This is a genomic window from Bradyrhizobium sp. SRL28, from assembly GCF_018596315.1.
Lineage (GTDB): Bacteria > Pseudomonadota > Alphaproteobacteria > Rhizobiales > Xanthobacteraceae > Bradyrhizobium.
In genome coordinates this window covers 401,469-417,412 of sequence record NZ_JAHEAG010000004.1, presented here as the reverse complement: position 1 = coordinate 417,412, position 15,944 = coordinate 401,469, and the positions used below count along the sequence as shown (strand labels likewise).

The window sequence follows — 15,944 nt, the reverse complement described above, 5'->3', positions numbered from 1 at the left end:
CATGACCGACTTCGATCCCGCACAACACCGCATGGTGAGCGAACAGCGCTGGTTCGAAGACTTCGTGCTCGGCGAGCGCTTCGTGATCCCGAGCCGGACCCAGACCTCGGCAGTGTTCGCCGCGTTCCAGACGACGAGCGGCGACACCCATCCGATCCACTACGACGTCGAATATTGCCGCGCCCGCGGCATGCCGGACCTGCTCGCGCATGGGTTCCAGACCCTGGTCCACACCGCCCCGGGCGCCGGGTTGTTTCCCTATATCGTCGAGGAATCGCTGGTCGGATTCCTCGAACAATCGAGCAACTTCCTGAAGCCGGTCTATGCCGGCGACACCATCTATCCCGCGCTCGAAGTGACCGAGCTGGTCCCCGGCCGCAGCACCGGCGTGGTGACGCTGCGTTCTACGGTGTTCAATCAGCGCAAGGAGCTCGTGCTGGAGGGAATGCAGAAATTCCTGCTTCGTCGGAGGCCTCAGGGTTCGTAAACAGTCCGCCTGGTTATGCCGGCCGAAGCAATCACCGCATGGGAGCAACCCAGGTGAGACGGGGCTGGCGGTATTGGCCCAGGCGGCGCGGAACACCGCACTGGCTCGCAAAAACGCCCGAAAATTAAGGCTTTTCGTCAATGTTGCGGGCCTTGAGGGTTGCCGCACGGGGCCCCCTGCCCTAACTAGTACAAATCATGAAATTCCTTGACGAGGCAAAGGTCTATATCCGCTCCGGCGACGGCGGTAACGGCTGCGTGGCGTTCCGCCGCGAAAAATTCATCGAGTTCGGCGGGCCCTCCGGCGGCAATGGCGGCCGTGGCGGCGACGTCATCATCGAGGTGGTCGACGGGCTGAACACGCTGATCGACTATCGCTACCAGCAGCACTTCAAGGCGCCGAAGGGCACCAATGGCATGGGCAAGGACCGCCATGGCGCCAACGGCAAATCGATCGTGCTCAAGGTGCCGGTCGGCACCCAGATTTTCGATGAGGATCGCGAAACGCTGATCCATGACTTCACCGAGCTCGGCGAAAAATTCGTGCTGGCCGAAGGCGGCAATGGCGGCTTCGGCAACGCGCATTTCAAATCCTCCACCAACCGCGCGCCGCGCAACGCCAATCCCGGCCAGGAAGGCGAAGAGCGCTGGATCTGGCTGCGGCTGAAACTGATTGCCGATGCCGGCCTCGTCGGCCTGCCCAACGCCGGCAAATCGACCTTCCTCTCCGTCGTCAGCGCAGCGAAACCGAAGATCGCGGACTATCCCTTCACCACCCTGCATCCGCAGCTCGGCGTCGTGAATGCGCAGGGCCGCGAATTCGTGCTCGCCGACATTCCCGGCCTGATCGAGGGCGCGCATGAAGGCGCGGGGCTCGGCGACCGATTCCTCGGTCATGTCGAGCGTTGCCGCGTGCTGCTGCATCTGATCGATGCGACCTGCGAACACGCCGGCAAGGCCTACAAGACGGTGCGGACCGAGCTCGAGGCCTATGAGGGACATCTCGCCGAGAAGATCGAGATCGTCGCGCTCAACAAGATCGATGCGGTTGCGCCGGATGAATTGAAGAAGCAGCGCGATCGCCTGAAGCGCGCCGCGAAGAAGACCCCGCTTTTGCTTTCAGCCGTGACCGGCGAAGGCGTGCCCGAAGCGCTCAAGGCGCTGGTCGAGGTGATCGGCGAGGCCCCGGTTTCGCTCAAGGCCAAAGGCAGCCAGGACCCGTGGACGCCGGCGACGCCGCCGCAGGGCTGATGCAAACTTAAGCCTTGCCGCGGCCGCGCCACTTCCAAAACCGGGAACTGGCGCGTATTGCTTCCCGATCATCCGCATCATTCGACCGCCTCCATGAAACGCCCCGCGCTCAAAAACTTTCGCCGCATCGTCGTCAAGGTCGGCTCCTCGCTTCTGATCGACTCCCATGCGGGCGAGGTCCGCTCGGCGTGGCTGTCGGCGCTGGCCGCTGATATCGCCAAGCTACACGGCGAAGGCCGCGACGTGCTGGTGGTCTCATCCGGCTCGATTGCGCTCGGTCGCAGCCGCCTGAAATTGCCGCGCGGTCCGCTGAAGCTCGAGGAAAGCCAGGGCGCCGCCGCCGTGGGGCAGATCGCACTGGCGCGGATCTGGTCGGAAGTGTTGGGCCATCACGGCATCGGCGCCGGACAGATCCTGGTGACGCTGCAGGACACCGAGGAGCGCCGCCGCTATCTCAATGCCCGCTCGACGATTGGCAAACTGCTCGAATGGCGCGCGGTGCCCGTGATCAACGAGAACGACACGGTGGCCACCAACGAAATCCGTTACGGCGACAATGATCGCCTCGCCGCGCGCGTCGCCACCATGGCGAGCGCCGATCTGCTGATCCTGTTGTCCGACATCGATGGCCTCTATGACGCGCCGCCCGGCGCCAATCCCAACGCAAAACTGATTCCGATCGTCGAATCCGTCACCTCGGAGATCGAAGGCATGGCGGGCGCCGCTGAATCCGAATTGTCGCGCGGCGGCATGTTCACCAAGATCGAGGCTGCGAAGATCGCGACGACGTCAGGCACGCATATGCTGATCGCCTCGGGCAAGATCGAGCATCCGCTGCAGGCGATTGCCGATGGCGGCCGCTGCACCTGGTTCCTGACGCCGGCCAACCCCGTCACCGCGCGAAAGCGCTGGATCGCAGGCTCGCTGGAGCCGAAAGGCACACTGACCATCGATGCCGGCGCGGTCGCAGCTCTGCGCGCAGGCAAAAGCCTACTGCCGGCCGGCGTGATCCGGATCGAGGGCCAGTTCGCCCGCGGCGATGCGGTTGTGGTGCGCGGCCCCGACACCCACGAGATCGGCCGCGGCCTCGTCGCCTACGACGCCGAGGATGCCGAGAAGATCAAGGGCCGCTCGTCGCCGGACGTGATGGCGATCCTCGGCATCAGTGGGCGGGCCGAGATGATCCACCGGGATGACCTCGTGGTGGGTCCGGCCGGGGCAATTCCAGCCAAGTAGGCCACTGGCCGAGCTGCCTGCTTCAGATAGCGCCAACCAGCCATGCCGGTTCCGGACCTCGCAAAAGCAGGATTTCCGTGCTAGGACATGGCCTTAATCAAGCCACGAGCCTTCCCATGACCGCGCCTCTCAAGGCAATCGACGGCAACGCCGATCTGCCCGCTTTGATGACCGACCTCGCCACCCACGCCCGCGCCGCTGCGCGGGTGCTGGCGCTGGCGCCGCCGGAGCAGAAGGACCGGGCGCTGGAGGCGATCGAGCGGGCAATCCGCGCCAGTGCGACAAAGATCCTCGCGGCCAATGCCGAGGACGTGGCGGAAGTCCGCGCCGGCGGCGCGACCTCTGCCTTCATCGACCGCCTGACGCTGACGCCGGCCCGGATCGATTCCATGGCTGACGGCGTTGCGACCGTGCGCAGCATTCCCGATCCGGTCGGCACCGTCACCGAGAGCTGGCAGCGGCCGAACGGCATGACTATCGAGCGCGTGCGCGTGCCGCTCGGCGTCATCGGCGTGATCTTCGAGAGCCGTCCCAATGTCGCCGCTGATGCCGGCGTGCTGTGCCTGAAGTCCGGCAACGCCGTGATCCTGCGTGGCGGCTCCGACAGTTTTCGTTCGTGCCGCGCCATCCACGAAGCCCTCGCGCAAGGCCTGCGCGAAGTCGGCCTGCCGGAAGCTGCGATCACGCTGGTGCCGACGCGCGACCGCGCGGCGGTCGGGCTGATGCTCGGAGGACTGGGTGGCGGCATCGACGTGATCGTCCCGCGCGGCGGCAAGAGCCTGGTCGCACGCGTCGAGGCGGAAGCGCGCGTACCGGTGTTTGCGCATCTCGAGGGCGTCAACCACGTCTATGTCGATCGATCCGCCAATCTGGATATGGCAATGTCGATCGTGCTGAACGCCAAGATGCGCCGGACCGGCGTCTGCGGTGCGGCCGAAACCCTGCTGATCGATCGCGCGGCTGCGGCGACCGCGCTGAAGCCGCTGGTCGAGATGCTGATCGACTCCGGCTGCGAGGTGCGTGGCGACGCGACCGTCCAGAAGATCGATACGCGCGTGAAGCCTGCATCCGACGAGGACTGGGACACCGAGTATCTCGACGCCGTCATCGCCGCGCGCGTTGTCGACGGCGTGGATGCTGCGATCGCGCATATCCATGATCACGGCTCGCGCCACACCGACGCGATCGTGGCGGAGGATGCGAAGGCTGCGGAGAAATTCCTCAGCGAGGTCGATTCCGCGATCGTGCTGCACAACGCATCGACGCAGTTCGCCGACGGCGGCGAGTTCGGTTTCGGCGCCGAGATCGGGATTGCCACCGGCAAATTCCACGCCCGCGGGCCGGTCGGAGCCGAGCAACTGACGAGTTTCAAATATCGCGTTCACGGCACCGGGCAGACGCGGCCGTGAACGCTAGCCCGTGCACGCGGTGACCCGGCTGATGCAATCGCAATCCGCCGCGCAAGCCATCCCCTTCCATACCAAAGGCATGCGCATCGGCCTGCTCGGCGGCTCGTTCAATCCGCCGCACGCGGCGCATCGCGCCATCAGCCTGTTTGCGATCAAGCGCCTGAAGCTCGATCGCGTCTGGTGGCTGTTGACGCCGGGCAATCCGCTCAAGGATAACGGCCGGCTGCATGGCCTTGCCGAACGCGCCGACGCCGCGCTTGATATCGCCGACGATCCGCGCATCGACGTCAGTTGTCTCGAAGCTGTCATCGGCACCAGATACACTGTGGACACGATCATCCATTTGCGCCGCCGCGTTTCCGGCGTGCACTTCGTCTGGATCATGGGCGCTGACAATCTCGCGCAATTTCATCGTTGGCAAAACTGGCGGCGCATCGCCGCGGAGGTGCCGATTGCGGTGATCGACCGTCCGCCGCAGAGTTTTCGGGCGCTTGCCGCACCGGCCGCGCAGGCCTTGGCGCGCTATCGGCTGCCTGAGAATCAGGCGGCCCGGCTAGCCGATCAGCATGCTCCCGCCTGGGCTTTCCTCACCGGCCTGAAACTGGACATGTCGTCGACCGGCTTGCGGAACCCGGACGGGAGCTGGAAGGCAAAGAAGTGACAGTTTAGTTCGAACCGGCAGGTGGGATTCACTGGAATATTGAAACCATTAACCCCACATGCCTAATATGGTCCGTGTACGCCGGGATTCGGCGTTCGCGATACAGTGAAAGGAATGGTCCCTGGCCACATCTGTATTGTCCAAGTCCAAGTCTGTTTTACCCAAGGTTCCCAGCAAGGCTCCTGTCAAGTCTGCCAAGACCCCGCGTAAAACATCGACACAAGCTGCGGCCTTGAAGGCGCAACCCGACGCCGACAAGACGCTGAATATGATCCTCTCCCGCCTCGACGATATGAAGGCGGAAGAAACGGTCACCATCGACCTTCGCGGCAAATCCGCCTTTTCCGATTACATGATCGTCACGTCAGGCCGGGCTAACCGGCATGTCGGCGCGATCGCGGAAAACGTCACGAAAGCCCTGAAGGAAAACGGCATCAGGAACATCCATGTCGAGGGCTTGCCCAATTGCGACTGGGTGCTGATCGATTCCGGCGATGTGGTCGTGCACGTGTTCAGACCCGAGGTGCGCGAATTCTACAATCTGGAAAGGTTGTGGACGCAAAACCCGGCGGCGGCAGCGATCTGAACTTTCGGCCGATGCGAATCGGCTGAGGCGCGTGTAGTCTGCTTGCGCGCGCTTAAAAGCGCGCGTGCCGGAAAGTGCACGCCAGAAACAGCATTCATGCGCCTTGTCGTGGTCTCAATCGGCCGGCTGAAGCAGGGCCCGGAGCAGGAACTGGCCGAACGCTATCGCGAGCGCTTCGAGGACATCGGCCGCAAGCTCGGCTTTCGCGGCCTGGCGATTCATGAAATTCCGGAAAGCCGCGCGCGCGATACCGCGACCCGGATCTCGGAGGAAGCCGCGGCGATTGCCGCGGCAATACCGGAGAAATCCGTGCTGGTGGCGCTGGACGAGCACGGCAAGAGCATCGACAGCGCGACCTTCGCCCGGCAGCTTGGCCAGTGGCGGGATGAGGGGATCGCCAACACAATTTTCGCGATCGGGGGCGCGGACGGACTTTCGCCCGATTTGCAGCGCAAGGCTAAATTACGCATTGCGTTCGGCTCGGCGACCTGGCCGCATCAAATGGTTCGCGTCATGCTCCTTGAACAGATTTACCGGGCCGCGACCATTCTGGCCGGCCACCCCTACCATCGCGCCTAGGCACGGTGACGTGAATACAGATAACACCGAATAAACCGGATGCATTCAACGCGGGACATTCACTCATTCGACACCGCCGGCCGCGGCAGGCCGCTGATGTCGGCTGTCTTGCTTTCCCTGCTGCTGCTTTCCGCGAGCTTCGCCACGGCATCGCTTTCGCCGGCGCTAGCGCAATCCGCCGCACCCGCAAAGCAGGCGACGGCCGTTTCCCCCGATGCCATCAAGCAGCGCGAGGAGGAACTGGAGGCCACGCGCGAGCAGCAGCGCAAGGCGGCCGAACTGCAACAAAAGCTAAAGGCCGATATCGCTGCGATCGGCCAGGACCGCTCCAAGCTCAACCAGCAACTGATCGAAATCGCAACCCAGGTCCGCAGCGTCGAGACCCGCATCGGCGAGACCGAGGGCCGGCTGCGCCCGCTCGACAGCCGTGAACAGGCCGTCAGGGCTTCGCTCGATTCACGCCGCACCGAAATCGTCGAGGTGCTGGCGGCGCTGCAACGCGCCGGCCGGCGCACGCCGCCGGCGCTGCTGGTGCGGCCCGAAGACGCGCTGCAATCGCTGCGCACCGCCATGCTGCTCGGATCGGTCGTCCCCGAACTGCGCGGACGCGCGGAGAAACTTGCCGCCGATCTCGGCGAGCTCGTAAATTTGCGCAAGACCATCGCCACCGAGCGCGATGTGCTGGCGCGGGACCGCGACAGGCTGAAGGACGATTCTGTCAGGCTGGCTGCGCTGGTGGAAGAGCGGCAGCGCAAGCAGAGCGCGATCGAAAAGGACGTCGAGGCCGAGGGCGCGCGCGCCATCAACCTGTCCAGGCAGGTCGAGGGCCTGCAAGGTCTGATCACGAAAATGGAGCAGGACCTGAAGAGTGCGGCCAAGGCGGCCGCAACCGCCAGCCTGCAGGGCGCTCCGGCGGCCCCGGGCGGCAAGCCCAACCTGGGGGCACTGAAAGATCCCGCTCGATTAAGCCCTGCGGTCGCCTTTGCCTCCGCCAAGGGGCTGTTCGCTTTTCCGGTCAATGGCCGCAAGATTCGCGATTTTGGCGGTTCCGACGGTGCTGGTGGCGTAGAAAAAGGCATTTCCTTGGCAAGTAAGGCCGGGGCTCAGGTCACAACACCGTGTGACGGCTGGGTTGTTTACGCCGGGCCCTTCCGCAGCTACGGACAACTCTTGATCCTCAATGCCGGGGGCGGGTATCATGTCCTGATCGCCGGGATGGAGCGCATTTCGGTAAACATCGGCCAGTTTGTACTTACGGGAGAGCCGGTCGCGACCATGGGGACGACGTCCCAGGTTGCATCCATTCTCGCGACGACCGCGAGCCAGCCGGTGCTGTACGTCGAGTTCCGTAAGGACGGCACTCCAATCGACTCAGGCCCATGGTGGGCCGCTAACGAAGGCGAAAAGGTTCGCGGATGATGCGCAAGACTTCTGTAATTCTTCTCAGCGCCGCCACCGGTGCGGCTTTGACGCTCTTCGTTACGCAGCCTCGTTCCGTGCTGATGGGATCGAGTGCGCGTGCGGCAACCTCCGACACCTACCGCCAGCTCAATCTGTTCGGCGACGTGTTCGAGCGTGTGCGCAGCGACTATGTCGAGAAGCCGGACGATTCCAAGCTGGTCGAGTCCGCGATCTCGGGCATGCTGGCCGGGCTCGATCCGCATTCGAGCTACATGGACGCGAAGAGTTTTCGCGACATGCAGGTGCAGACCCGCGGTGAATTCGGCGGGCTCGGCATCGAAGTCACGATGGAAGACGGCCTGATCAAGGTTGTCTCGCCAATCGACGACACCCCGGCGTCGAAGGCCGGCATCATGGCCAACGACATCATCACCAATCTCGACGACGAAGCCGTGCAGGGTCTCACCCTCAACCAGGCGGTCGAGAAGATGCGCGGACCTGTCAACACCAAGATCCGACTCAAGATCATCCGCAAGGGCCAGGACAATCCGATCGAAGTCACCCTGGTGCGCGACAATATCCGCGTCCGCTCGGTGCGCGCCCGCGTCGAACAGGACGACATCGCCTATATCCGCGTCACCACCTTCAACGAGCAGACCACCGAGGGCTTGAAGCGCGAGATCGGCAACCTCTCGAACCAGATCGGCGACAAGCTGAAGGGCTACATCATCGACCTCCGAAACAATCCGGGCGGCTTGCTGGAGGAAGCGGTCACCGTTTCCGACACCTTCCTGGAGCGCGGCGAGATCGTCTCGACCCGCGGCCGCAATGCCGAGGAAACCCAGCGCCGCGCGGCGCATACGGGCGACCTTACCAAGGGCAAGCCGATCATCGTGCTGGTCAACGGCGGCTCGGCCTCGGCCTCCGAAATCGTCGCCGGCGCGCTGCAGGACCACAAGCGGGCCACGCTGGTCGGGACGCGCTCGTTCGGCAAGGGTTCGGTGCAGACCATCATCCCGCTCGGCAGCGGCAACGGCGCGCTGCGGCTCACCACCGCGCGCTATTACACGCCGTCGGGCAAGTCGATCCAGGCCAAGGGCATCGTGCCCGACATCGAGGTGCTGCAGGACGTGCCGGACGAGTTGAAGTCGCGTACCGACACCAAGGGCGAGGCCTCGCTGCGCGGTCATCTTAAGAACGACGGCGACGAGAAGACCGGCTCGCAATCCTACGTGCCGCCGGACGCCAAGGACGACAAGGCGCTGAAGACCGCGGCCGACCTGCTGCACGGCATCAAGTCGACCGCGACCGCAGCACCGGCCACCGGCGACAAGGCGGCGATCGACAAGCCGGCCACCAAGGCCGCGAACTGATCGGCTCCACCGGCCACAGTATTCGAAAAAAGGGCGGCCTTCGGGTCGCCCTTTTTGCTGGGCGGCGGAATAGCCAGGCGCACCTGCGCTTCGGGCCAAAGATTCCGACCAAGACGAGGACGACCGCGGCGGAACTGCCGTGGCCCTGCCCCGCCGTGGTATCGTCGGCCCCGGTGATTCGGGGAGGTCCATGACGGAAATGACCGACGATCTGAGCACGCCGCTCGGACAGAAGACAGAGCGCCAGAAGCGCCGGTTTCGGCTGCCCTTCACTGCGATGCAGGCGCTGGCTGTGCTGCTCGGCCTGTTCCTGGTCGCTTTCCTCACCATAGCCCTTTTCACCGACAACCCGTTCGGCGGCGAGCCGGTCGCCCGTATCGCGCTGCGCAAGCCGGCGGACGAAAAGCCGGCAGCCGCCTCCGGCCATCCCGAACAGGCCGCGAAATCCGCGCAGCAGGCTCCAAGCGGCGACAGCAAGACCGTCACCATCATCGACGGCTCCAGCGGCAAGCGCCAGGACGTCGTGATCGGCAGCGATGCCGCCGACAAGACCGGCACCGAGCCTGCGCCGGCGGCGGCGATGACCGGCATCGATCCGCGCCTTTTGGAAAAGTCGCGCTACGGCATGATCCCGGTGGTTGCCGACGGCCTAAAACCCTTCACGGTCTATGCGGCCGACGCCGACCGCACCAAGGCCGCCAAGATGCCTGTCGTTGCCATCGTCGTCGGCGGGCTCGGTGTCGGTGCCGCCAAGACGGCCGATGCCATCATGAAGCTGCCGCCGGCCGTGACGCTGGCATTCACCCCTTACGGAGCAGACCCCGCCAAGCTCGCCGACCGGGCGCGAGCGCAGCGCCACGAGATCCTGCTTCAGGTTCCGATGGAGCCGTTCGACTATCCCGACAATGACCCCGGCCCGCAGACCCTGCTCACGACGCTGACGCCCGAGCAGAACATCGACCGGCTGTACTGGCACCTCAGCCGTTTCCAGGGCTATGCGGGGATCGCCAATTTCATGGGTGCACGTTTCACCGCGACCGACACCGTGATGCAGCCGATCATCCGCGAGGCGGCCAAGCGCGGCCTCGGCTATCTCGATGACGGCTCCTCGCCGCGCAGCGCCGCGCTGTCCCTGACCGCGGCCCAATCGATGCCCTTCGCCAAGGCCGATTTCACCATCGATGCCGTGCCGACCTCGGCCGAGATCGACCGAACACTGGTCAAGCTGGAGACGCTCGCCAAGGAGCGCGGGCTGGCCGTCGGCATCGCCTCGGCGCTCCCGATTTCGATCGAGCGGCTTGCCGCCTGGATCAAGACGCTCGACAGCCGCGGCATCATGCTTGTGCCATTGACAACGGCGATGCTGAAATCAAAATCAGGCTAGAGATCAAGCTGATGGCGGCGATCCGGACTTTCCCGGATTGCGCCGGACCGACCGATTGCGAGTGGACTTGATGCAGGCAAAGGAACCGTGAGGGACATGGCGCGCTACGAGGACCTGCCTTACCGGACCTGCGTCGGCATGATGCTGATCAATGCGGCCGGGCTGGTCTTCATTGGCCGCCGCGCCGGCGGCATCGAACATGTCGATGAAACCCACGTCTGGCAGATGCCGCAGGGCGGCGTCGATCCCGGCGAGGACACCTGGGAGGCCGCGAAGCGCGAGCTTTACGAGGAAACCAGCGTCCGCTCGGTGGAAAAACTCGGCGAAGTCCCGGATTGGTTGATCTACGACATTCCACGCACGGTGGCCGGCCGCGCCTGGAAGGGCCGATACCGCGGGCAACGGCAGAAATGGTTCGCGGTGCGCTTTACCGGCAAGGACGCCGAAATCAACGTCTCAAGTCCCGGCGGCGGCGGACACAAGGCCGAGTTCGTGAACTGGCGCTGGGAGCCGATGAAGAATCTCCCGAACCTGATCGTTCCGTTCAAGCGGCCGGTCTACGAACGCGTGGTCAAGGAATTCTCCAGCCTCGCGGGCGGCTAGGCCGGATCGGTTGGGGTCGAATGACGGAAAATCGCGAAAACAACCCCATGCAAAGTAGAATGGGCCCCAGCTCGCAGCGCTTACGCCGCTTGCGTCCGGGACACGAGATGGTCCGTCATCACGCCCCAACCTAGCCTCATCCTGCTCTAGTTTTCTTTTCAAGTTGCGCTGTCCGGTACCCCCTTAAACGCCATGTCCGACAAACTCTATCGCCCCAACGTGGGAATCGCGCTGTTCAACACCTCGGGCCAGGTGCTGATCGGCCGCCGCTTCCGGGATGATGGACCGGAAATCATTCTTCCCGGCCTCGAATGGCAGATGCCACAGGGCGGCATCGACGCCGACGAGAACCCGCGGGACGCAATGATGCGGGAACTCTGGGAAGAGACCGGAGCGGTCAGCGCCGAATATCTCGGCGAGACCGATTGGATAAAATATGACTTTCCGGCCTATGACGGTCCGTCCACCCATCGCCTCGCCCATTTCCGCGGCCAGCGGCAAAAATGGTTCGCGCTGCGGTTCACCGGCAGCGACGACGAGATCGACCCACTGACGCCGCGCAACGGCCAGCCGGCCGAATTCGATTCGTGGCGCTGGGAGCGGCTCGACCAAGTCGCCGACCTCGTGGTTCCGTTCCGGCGCGACGTGTACCGGATGGTAGCGCGGGTATTTGCGGAATTCGCCCGGTAGATTTACGTGGTCTCGTCGCGGACGCTTGACAGCGTTTTGTTGCTCAATATTTTTCGGCCGTCGGAACTCGCAGAAGGCGTCCCCTGCCGTCGGTGTTTTGGTATCAGCGAACCTTTTTATGCCGACCGCAGACTAACGGGCACAGCCTTGAAATAACCACCCCCCGTACGGTGTCTTGCCTCTCATGATGGACGTGACTGTTGCCAAGCGCCGCCGGAGTTGGGAGTGGCGGGTGCACGACCAGAATGGCGCCCTGATCATGCACGGGCGCGAACGTACCCGTCCGGCTGCCCGCTACCATGGTTACCGGGGCCTGTTCATGCTGTTGGCCATCGGCCGGAGGTCCACCGCCTCTGGAACTTCCGAGACTTTATCGACAACAGATCAATCGAATTCAGGCGCCAGCAGGTCGTGGTCTAGTTAGGTCCGACTGAAAACGGGCCGATCGCGATGACCTGACAATTGCTGTCGCGCCTGGCGCATTCGGCGAGCGCAGCATTGACGGCGGCCTGCTCATCGGCCGCCTTCAATCCCAGCCCGGGCCGGCCGGCCGCACCGACCGCAACGGCGTTCCAGCCGCTCGAGGCATCCGCGAGCCGGCGCACGACGTCGTCGCGCGCGCCGGCTGAGATCATCGTATTGCCGGCAGTCTTGAAGAACCCGGTTATCTTGAGCGAGGCCGGAATCGGAACCACGAAATTGTCGTTGAGCGCGACGAGCATGCAGGGGACGCCGGCGATGCCGCCGCACGACTCCAGGGCACGCCGCACGGCCTCCTCGACACTGTCCAGCGCAAAGGGAAAGAAAAGCGCGCCGCCAGGGCCAAGCGCGAGCGCCTTGTGCTTTCGCGCCGGCGCATAGACCGCTTCAAGCCGCGCCTTGCCGCCGTCGCGGGTGAGCGGGACATTTTTGGCGACGAAGGATTGCTCGATCACGGGATCATGCCTGATCCAGGGCAGTGGCGGCATTGGCGGCCTGCCGTGCGCGTAAACGACGGTATCGCCGACAGCGTATAATTCGCATTTGCGCGGCGACTGCGCGGCATCGGCGCGCTTCTGGCATTGCTCCACCGCGGCCGATTTCGCAGCCTCCTCGCTCGGCTGCGCCGTGACGAAAGCGTTGAACCCGCCGATGTTGAGCGAGAACGCCTTGAAATCGGCAGCCGGCGCGTAGTCCGAAGCAAGCGTGGCACGGGCCTTGTCGCTAATGAAGGGAACGTTGGCGGCGGCGAATTTTTCTGACGATACGACCATCGGTGGCGATGCAGACGGCGCAGGCACTGCAGCCTTTGCAGCGGGCGCCGGTGAAGCGGCGGGAGCGGGCGAAGCAGCCGTTGCCGCCGGAGCAGGCGTTGACGGAGGCGCCGCCACGGCTGATGGCGCCGGACTCGCGGTGCTGCTGGAGGCCACAACCTGGGACGCCGACGTCTCGAGCTTGGTGAAATAGAGAAAGCCGCCGACACCGATCGCGGCCAGGCTGACCACCGTGACCGCGACCGGCCACATCCAGTTCGGCTGCGGCGCGCCTTGCGCCTTCGCTGGCTTCTTGACCTGCGGCGTTGCGTAGGTGCCGTCCTCGCGGCGCATCGCCACCATGTAGGCGTGCACCGGTGTCGGGATGTTCTTCACCTCCTGCGCGCCGATATCGGCAAACTGCACCGACAGTTTGTTGGCGACCTGCTCGTGCACCGCGCGCGAGATACAGATGCCGCCGACTTCGGCGAGGCCCTCCAGACGCGCGGCGATGTTGACGCCATCACCCAGGAGGTCGCCGTCGCGCTCGACCACATCGCCGATGGTGATGCCGATGCGAAAGGACATATGGCGGCTGGGCGGATAAGCCATGTTGCGGGTGCGCAGGCTTTCCTGGATGTCGATCGCGCAGCGTACGGCTTCGACGGCACTCGGAAATTCGGCGAGCACGGCGTCGCCAGCGGTATTGAAGATGCGCCCACCACCCTTGGCGATGAAATCGTCGGTCACCTGACGGTAGGACGCCAGGCGACGCAGCGTCTCCTCTTCGTCCTCGGCAACCAGTCTAGAGTAGCCGGCAATATCGGCCGCAAAAATCGCTGCAATCTTGCGCTTCATGAAAAGCAGCCCCGAACCCCGATCTGGCGCGGGAGAATGCCGCCAGAAGTTCCCCGGGGCAACCATAGCGGTTCCGGGCGATGGCGGGGGCTTTGCGAGAGAAACACTGCCGTAAAAAGCTCAGCGCCCGTCACAGTGTGACGAGCGCTGGCGTTTATCAGGGGGGCCTTCAGGAAGCCCCGGAGCGGTGCCCCGGGGCTTAGTGCATAGCCGTCGAAGTGAGCTCCTGCTGGATGCTCTTGTAGTGGTCCAGCCGCTCGATGGCGCGATCGAGTTCGGAGCCTTCCTTCTCGGCGAGCTTCGCCTCCATCTCGGCAATCGTCTCGGCGAACTGCGCCCGATCGACATCCTCCAACGAGGTAGCGACATCAGCGAGCACGGTGAGGCCGTTCTCCGACATCTCGGCAAGGCCGCCGAGCACGATGACCTTCTGGTGCGCACCGCCCGAGGTGATGGTCAGGATGCCCGGGCGAACCGCGGCCACGACGGGCGCATGTCCGGCCAGCACGCCGAAATCGCCCTCCACGCCGGGAACGTCAACCTGATCGACTTCGCCGGAGAAGGCGAGCTTTTCGGGAGAGACGAGATCGAAATGAAAGGTAGCCATAGTCTTTCCGTTCTTTCCGCTGTCACCCGCGGGCTTGACCCGCGGGTCCATCAGGCAAAGCTTCTCTTGAGTCGATGGATTGCCGGGTCAAGCCCGGCAATGACGACATCAAGCTTAAGCTGCTTCAGCCGCCAGCTTCTTGCCCTTCTCGACGGCTTCTTCGATGGTGCCGACCATGTAGAAGGCAGCTTCCGGCAGGTGATCGTACTTGCCTTCGCAGATCGCACGGAAGCCCTTGATGGTGTCGGCGAGATCGACGAACTTGCCGGGCGAGCCGGTGAAGACTTCGGCGACGTGGAACGGCTGCGACAGGAAGCGCTCGATCTTGCGGGCGCGCGCCACGGCGATCTTGTCCTCTTCGGACAGTTCGTCCATGCCGAGAATGGCGATGATGTCCTGCAGCGACTTGTACTTCTGCAGCACCTGCTGAACCATGCGCGCGGTGTTGTAGTGATCCTCGCCGACGACGAGCGGGGAGAGCATGCGCGATGTCGAGTCAAGCGGATCCACCGCCGGATAGATGCCCTTTTCCGAGATCGCGCGGTTCAGCACCGTGGTCGCGTCCAGATGGGCGAACGAGGTCGCGGGCGCCGGGTCGGTCAAGTCGTCGGCCGGTACGTAGATCGCCTGCACTGAGGTGATCGAGCCCTTGTGCGTCGTGGTGATGCGCTCCTGCAGCGCGCCCATGTCGGTGGCAAGCGTCGGCTGATAGCCCACGGCCGAAGGAATACGGCCCAGGAGCGCCGACACTTCCGAGCCGGCCTGGGTGAAGCGGAAGATGTTGTCGACGAAGAACAGCACGTCCTGGCCCTGGTCGCGGAAGTGCTCGGCGACGGTCAGACCCGTGAGGCCGACGCGGGCGCGGGCGCCCGGGGGTTCGTTCATCTGCCCGAACACCAGCGCGCATTTCGACTTCACGCTCGGATCGGGATTCTTTGGATCGGCGTTGACCTTGGATTCGATGAACTCGTGATAGAGGTCGTTGCCTTCGCGGGTACGCTCGCCGACGCCGGCGAACACCGAGTAACCACCGTGGGCCTTGGCGACGTTGTTGATCAGCTCCTGAATCAGCACGGTCTTGCCGACGCCGGCGCCGCCGAACAGGCCGATCTTGCCGCCCTTGGCGTAGGGTGCGAGCAGATCGACGACCTTGATGCCAGTGACGAGAATTTCAGCTTCGGTGGACTGGTCGGTATAGGTCGGCGCTTCCTGATGAATGGCGCGCTTGCCTTCGAACTTGATGGGACCTGCTTCGTCGATCGGCTCGCCGATGACGTTCATGATGCGACCGAGCGTGCCGTCGCCGACCGGAATCGCGATCGGCTGGCCGGTGTCGGTGACTTCCTGGCCGCGCACCAGACCCTCGGTGGTGTCCATCGCGATGGTGCGCACCGTGGATTCGCCGAGATGCTGCGCCACTTCGAGCACCAGACGGTTGCCACCGTTCTTGGTCTCGATCGCGTTCAGAATGGCGGGCAGATGTCCCTCGAACTGCACGTCGACGACGGCGCCGATGACCTGCGTGATGCGTCCGGTCTGGGTGGCTTGTGTGGCCATAAACTCTCTCCTTCGAATTCGTATCTGGAAA

15 protein-coding genes are annotated in these 15,944 nt (G+C 64.2%); 12 read left to right on the top strand and 3 right to left on the bottom strand.

Going from position 1 to position 15,944, the window contains the following annotated elements:
- The first annotated feature begins 1 nt into the window (after position 1).
- The 12 genes from KIP88_RS13485 to KIP88_RS13430 all read left to right on the top strand — a co-directional run bounded on the left by KIP88_RS13485 (position 2) and on the right by KIP88_RS13430 (position 11,659).
- Entirely contained in the window at positions 2-487 is a 486-nt protein-coding gene (locus KIP88_RS13485; protein ID WP_214488394.1) for a MaoC family dehydratase, read from the top strand.
- 197 nt (positions 488-684) lie between these two features.
- A complete protein-coding gene (obgE, locus tag KIP88_RS13480) occupies positions 685-1,737 on the top strand; it encodes a GTPase ObgE (RefSeq protein ID WP_214488393.1) in 1,053 nt (350 codons plus the stop codon).
- Between the two features lie 93 nt (positions 1,738-1,830).
- Entirely contained in the window at positions 1,831-2,973 is a 1,143-nt protein-coding gene (gene proB, locus KIP88_RS13475) for a glutamate 5-kinase (RefSeq protein ID WP_214488392.1), read from the top strand.
- 116 nt (positions 2,974-3,089) lie between these two features.
- A complete protein-coding gene (locus KIP88_RS13470; protein ID WP_214488391.1) occupies positions 3,090-4,382 on the top strand; it encodes a glutamate-5-semialdehyde dehydrogenase in 1,293 nt (430 codons plus the stop codon).
- Positions 4,383-4,413: 31 nt separating this feature from the next.
- Positions 4,414-5,043 carry a nicotinate-nucleotide adenylyltransferase gene (locus KIP88_RS13465; RefSeq protein WP_214488390.1) on the top strand — a complete coding sequence of 210 codons (630 nt, stop codon included), beginning with the start codon at positions 4,414-4,416 and terminating at the stop codon, positions 5,041-5,043.
- 232 nt (positions 5,044-5,275) lie between these two features.
- Positions 5,276-5,629, top strand: coding sequence for a ribosome silencing factor (gene rsfS, locus KIP88_RS13460; RefSeq protein WP_214488389.1), 354 nt, complete (start codon positions 5,276-5,278; stop codon positions 5,627-5,629).
- A 96-nt stretch (positions 5,630-5,725) separates the two neighbouring features.
- Positions 5,726-6,208 carry a 23S rRNA (pseudouridine(1915)-N(3))-methyltransferase RlmH gene (gene rlmH, locus KIP88_RS13455; protein ID WP_214488388.1) on the top strand — a complete coding sequence of 161 codons (483 nt, stop codon included), beginning with the start codon at positions 5,726-5,728 and terminating at the stop codon, positions 6,206-6,208.
- A 96-nt stretch (positions 6,209-6,304) separates the two neighbouring features.
- Positions 6,305-7,627: a murein hydrolase activator EnvC gene (locus tag KIP88_RS13450; RefSeq protein WP_214488387.1), complete on the top strand. Its 1,323-nt coding sequence runs from the start codon at positions 6,305-6,307 to the stop codon at positions 7,625-7,627.
- A complete protein-coding gene (locus KIP88_RS13445) occupies positions 7,624-8,982 on the top strand; it encodes a S41 family peptidase (protein WP_214488386.1) in 1,359 nt (452 codons plus the stop codon). The genes KIP88_RS13450 and KIP88_RS13445 overlap by 4 nt, the downstream gene beginning before the upstream one ends.
- Before the next feature lie 190 nt (positions 8,983-9,172).
- A complete protein-coding gene (locus KIP88_RS13440) occupies positions 9,173-10,366 on the top strand; it encodes a divergent polysaccharide deacetylase family protein (protein ID WP_214488385.1) in 1,194 nt (397 codons plus the stop codon).
- Between the two features lie 96 nt (positions 10,367-10,462).
- Entirely contained in the window at positions 10,463-10,969 is a 507-nt protein-coding gene (locus KIP88_RS13435; protein WP_214488384.1) for an RNA pyrophosphohydrolase, read from the top strand.
- A 192-nt stretch (positions 10,970-11,161) separates the two neighbouring features.
- Positions 11,162-11,659 (top strand): RNA pyrophosphohydrolase, encoded by a 498-nt coding sequence (locus KIP88_RS13430; RefSeq protein ID WP_214488383.1) that lies wholly within the window; start codon positions 11,162-11,164, stop codon positions 11,657-11,659.
- 416 nt (positions 11,660-12,075) lie between these two features.
- Here the strand turns inward: KIP88_RS13430 and KIP88_RS13425 are convergent, their stop codons facing one another.
- From KIP88_RS13425 to atpD, 3 genes are all read right to left on the bottom strand, one after another.
- Positions 12,076-13,749 carry an adenylate/guanylate cyclase domain-containing protein gene (locus KIP88_RS13425; protein WP_214488382.1) on the bottom strand — a complete coding sequence of 558 codons (1,674 nt, stop codon included), beginning with the start codon at positions 13,747-13,749 and terminating at the stop codon, positions 12,076-12,078.
- A gap of 199 nt (positions 13,750-13,948) precedes the next feature.
- Positions 13,949-14,356 (bottom strand): F0F1 ATP synthase subunit epsilon, encoded by a 408-nt coding sequence (locus KIP88_RS13420; RefSeq protein WP_214488381.1) that lies wholly within the window; start codon positions 14,354-14,356, stop codon positions 13,949-13,951.
- Between the two features lie 114 nt (positions 14,357-14,470).
- Positions 14,471-15,913, bottom strand: coding sequence for a F0F1 ATP synthase subunit beta (atpD, locus tag KIP88_RS13415; protein ID WP_214488380.1), 1,443 nt, complete (start codon positions 15,911-15,913; stop codon positions 14,471-14,473).
- Between the last annotated feature and the right edge of the window lie 31 nt (positions 15,914-15,944).

Bases quoted from the DNA above. Each gene is read 5' to 3' on its own strand.
- KIP88_RS13485 (WP_214488394.1), top strand. From the start codon at position 2: ATGACCGACTTCGATCCCGCACAACACCGCATGGTGAGCGAACAGCGC.
- obgE (WP_214488393.1), top strand. From the start codon at position 685: ATGAAATTCCTTGACGAGGCAAAGGTCTATATCCGCTCCGGCGACGGC.
- proB (WP_214488392.1), top strand. From the start codon at position 1,831: ATGAAACGCCCCGCGCTCAAAAACTTTCGCCGCATCGTCGTCAAGGTC.
- KIP88_RS13470 (WP_214488391.1), top strand. From the start codon at position 3,090: ATGACCGCGCCTCTCAAGGCAATCGACGGCAACGCCGATCTGCCCGCT.
- KIP88_RS13465 (WP_214488390.1), top strand. From the start codon at position 4,414: ATGCAATCGCAATCCGCCGCGCAAGCCATCCCCTTCCATACCAAAGGC.
- rlmH (WP_214488388.1), top strand. From the start codon at position 5,726: ATGCGCCTTGTCGTGGTCTCAATCGGCCGGCTGAAGCAGGGCCCGGAG.
- KIP88_RS13450 (WP_214488387.1), top strand. From the start codon at position 6,305: ATGTCGGCTGTCTTGCTTTCCCTGCTGCTGCTTTCCGCGAGCTTCGCC.
- KIP88_RS13445 (WP_214488386.1), top strand. From the start codon at position 7,624: ATGATGCGCAAGACTTCTGTAATTCTTCTCAGCGCCGCCACCGGTGCG.
- KIP88_RS13440 (WP_214488385.1), top strand. From the start codon at position 9,173: ATGACGGAAATGACCGACGATCTGAGCACGCCGCTCGGACAGAAGACA.
- KIP88_RS13435 (WP_214488384.1), top strand. From the start codon at position 10,463: ATGGCGCGCTACGAGGACCTGCCTTACCGGACCTGCGTCGGCATGATG.
- KIP88_RS13430 (WP_214488383.1), top strand. From the start codon at position 11,162: ATGTCCGACAAACTCTATCGCCCCAACGTGGGAATCGCGCTGTTCAAC.
- KIP88_RS13425 (WP_214488382.1), bottom strand. From the start codon at position 13,749: ATGAAGCGCAAGATTGCAGCGATTTTTGCGGCCGATATTGCCGGCTAC.
- KIP88_RS13420 (WP_214488381.1), bottom strand. From the start codon at position 14,356: ATGGCTACCTTTCATTTCGATCTCGTCTCTCCCGAAAAGCTCGCCTTC.
- atpD (WP_214488380.1), bottom strand. From the start codon at position 15,913: ATGGCCACACAAGCCACCCAGACCGGACGCATCACGCAGGTCATCGGC.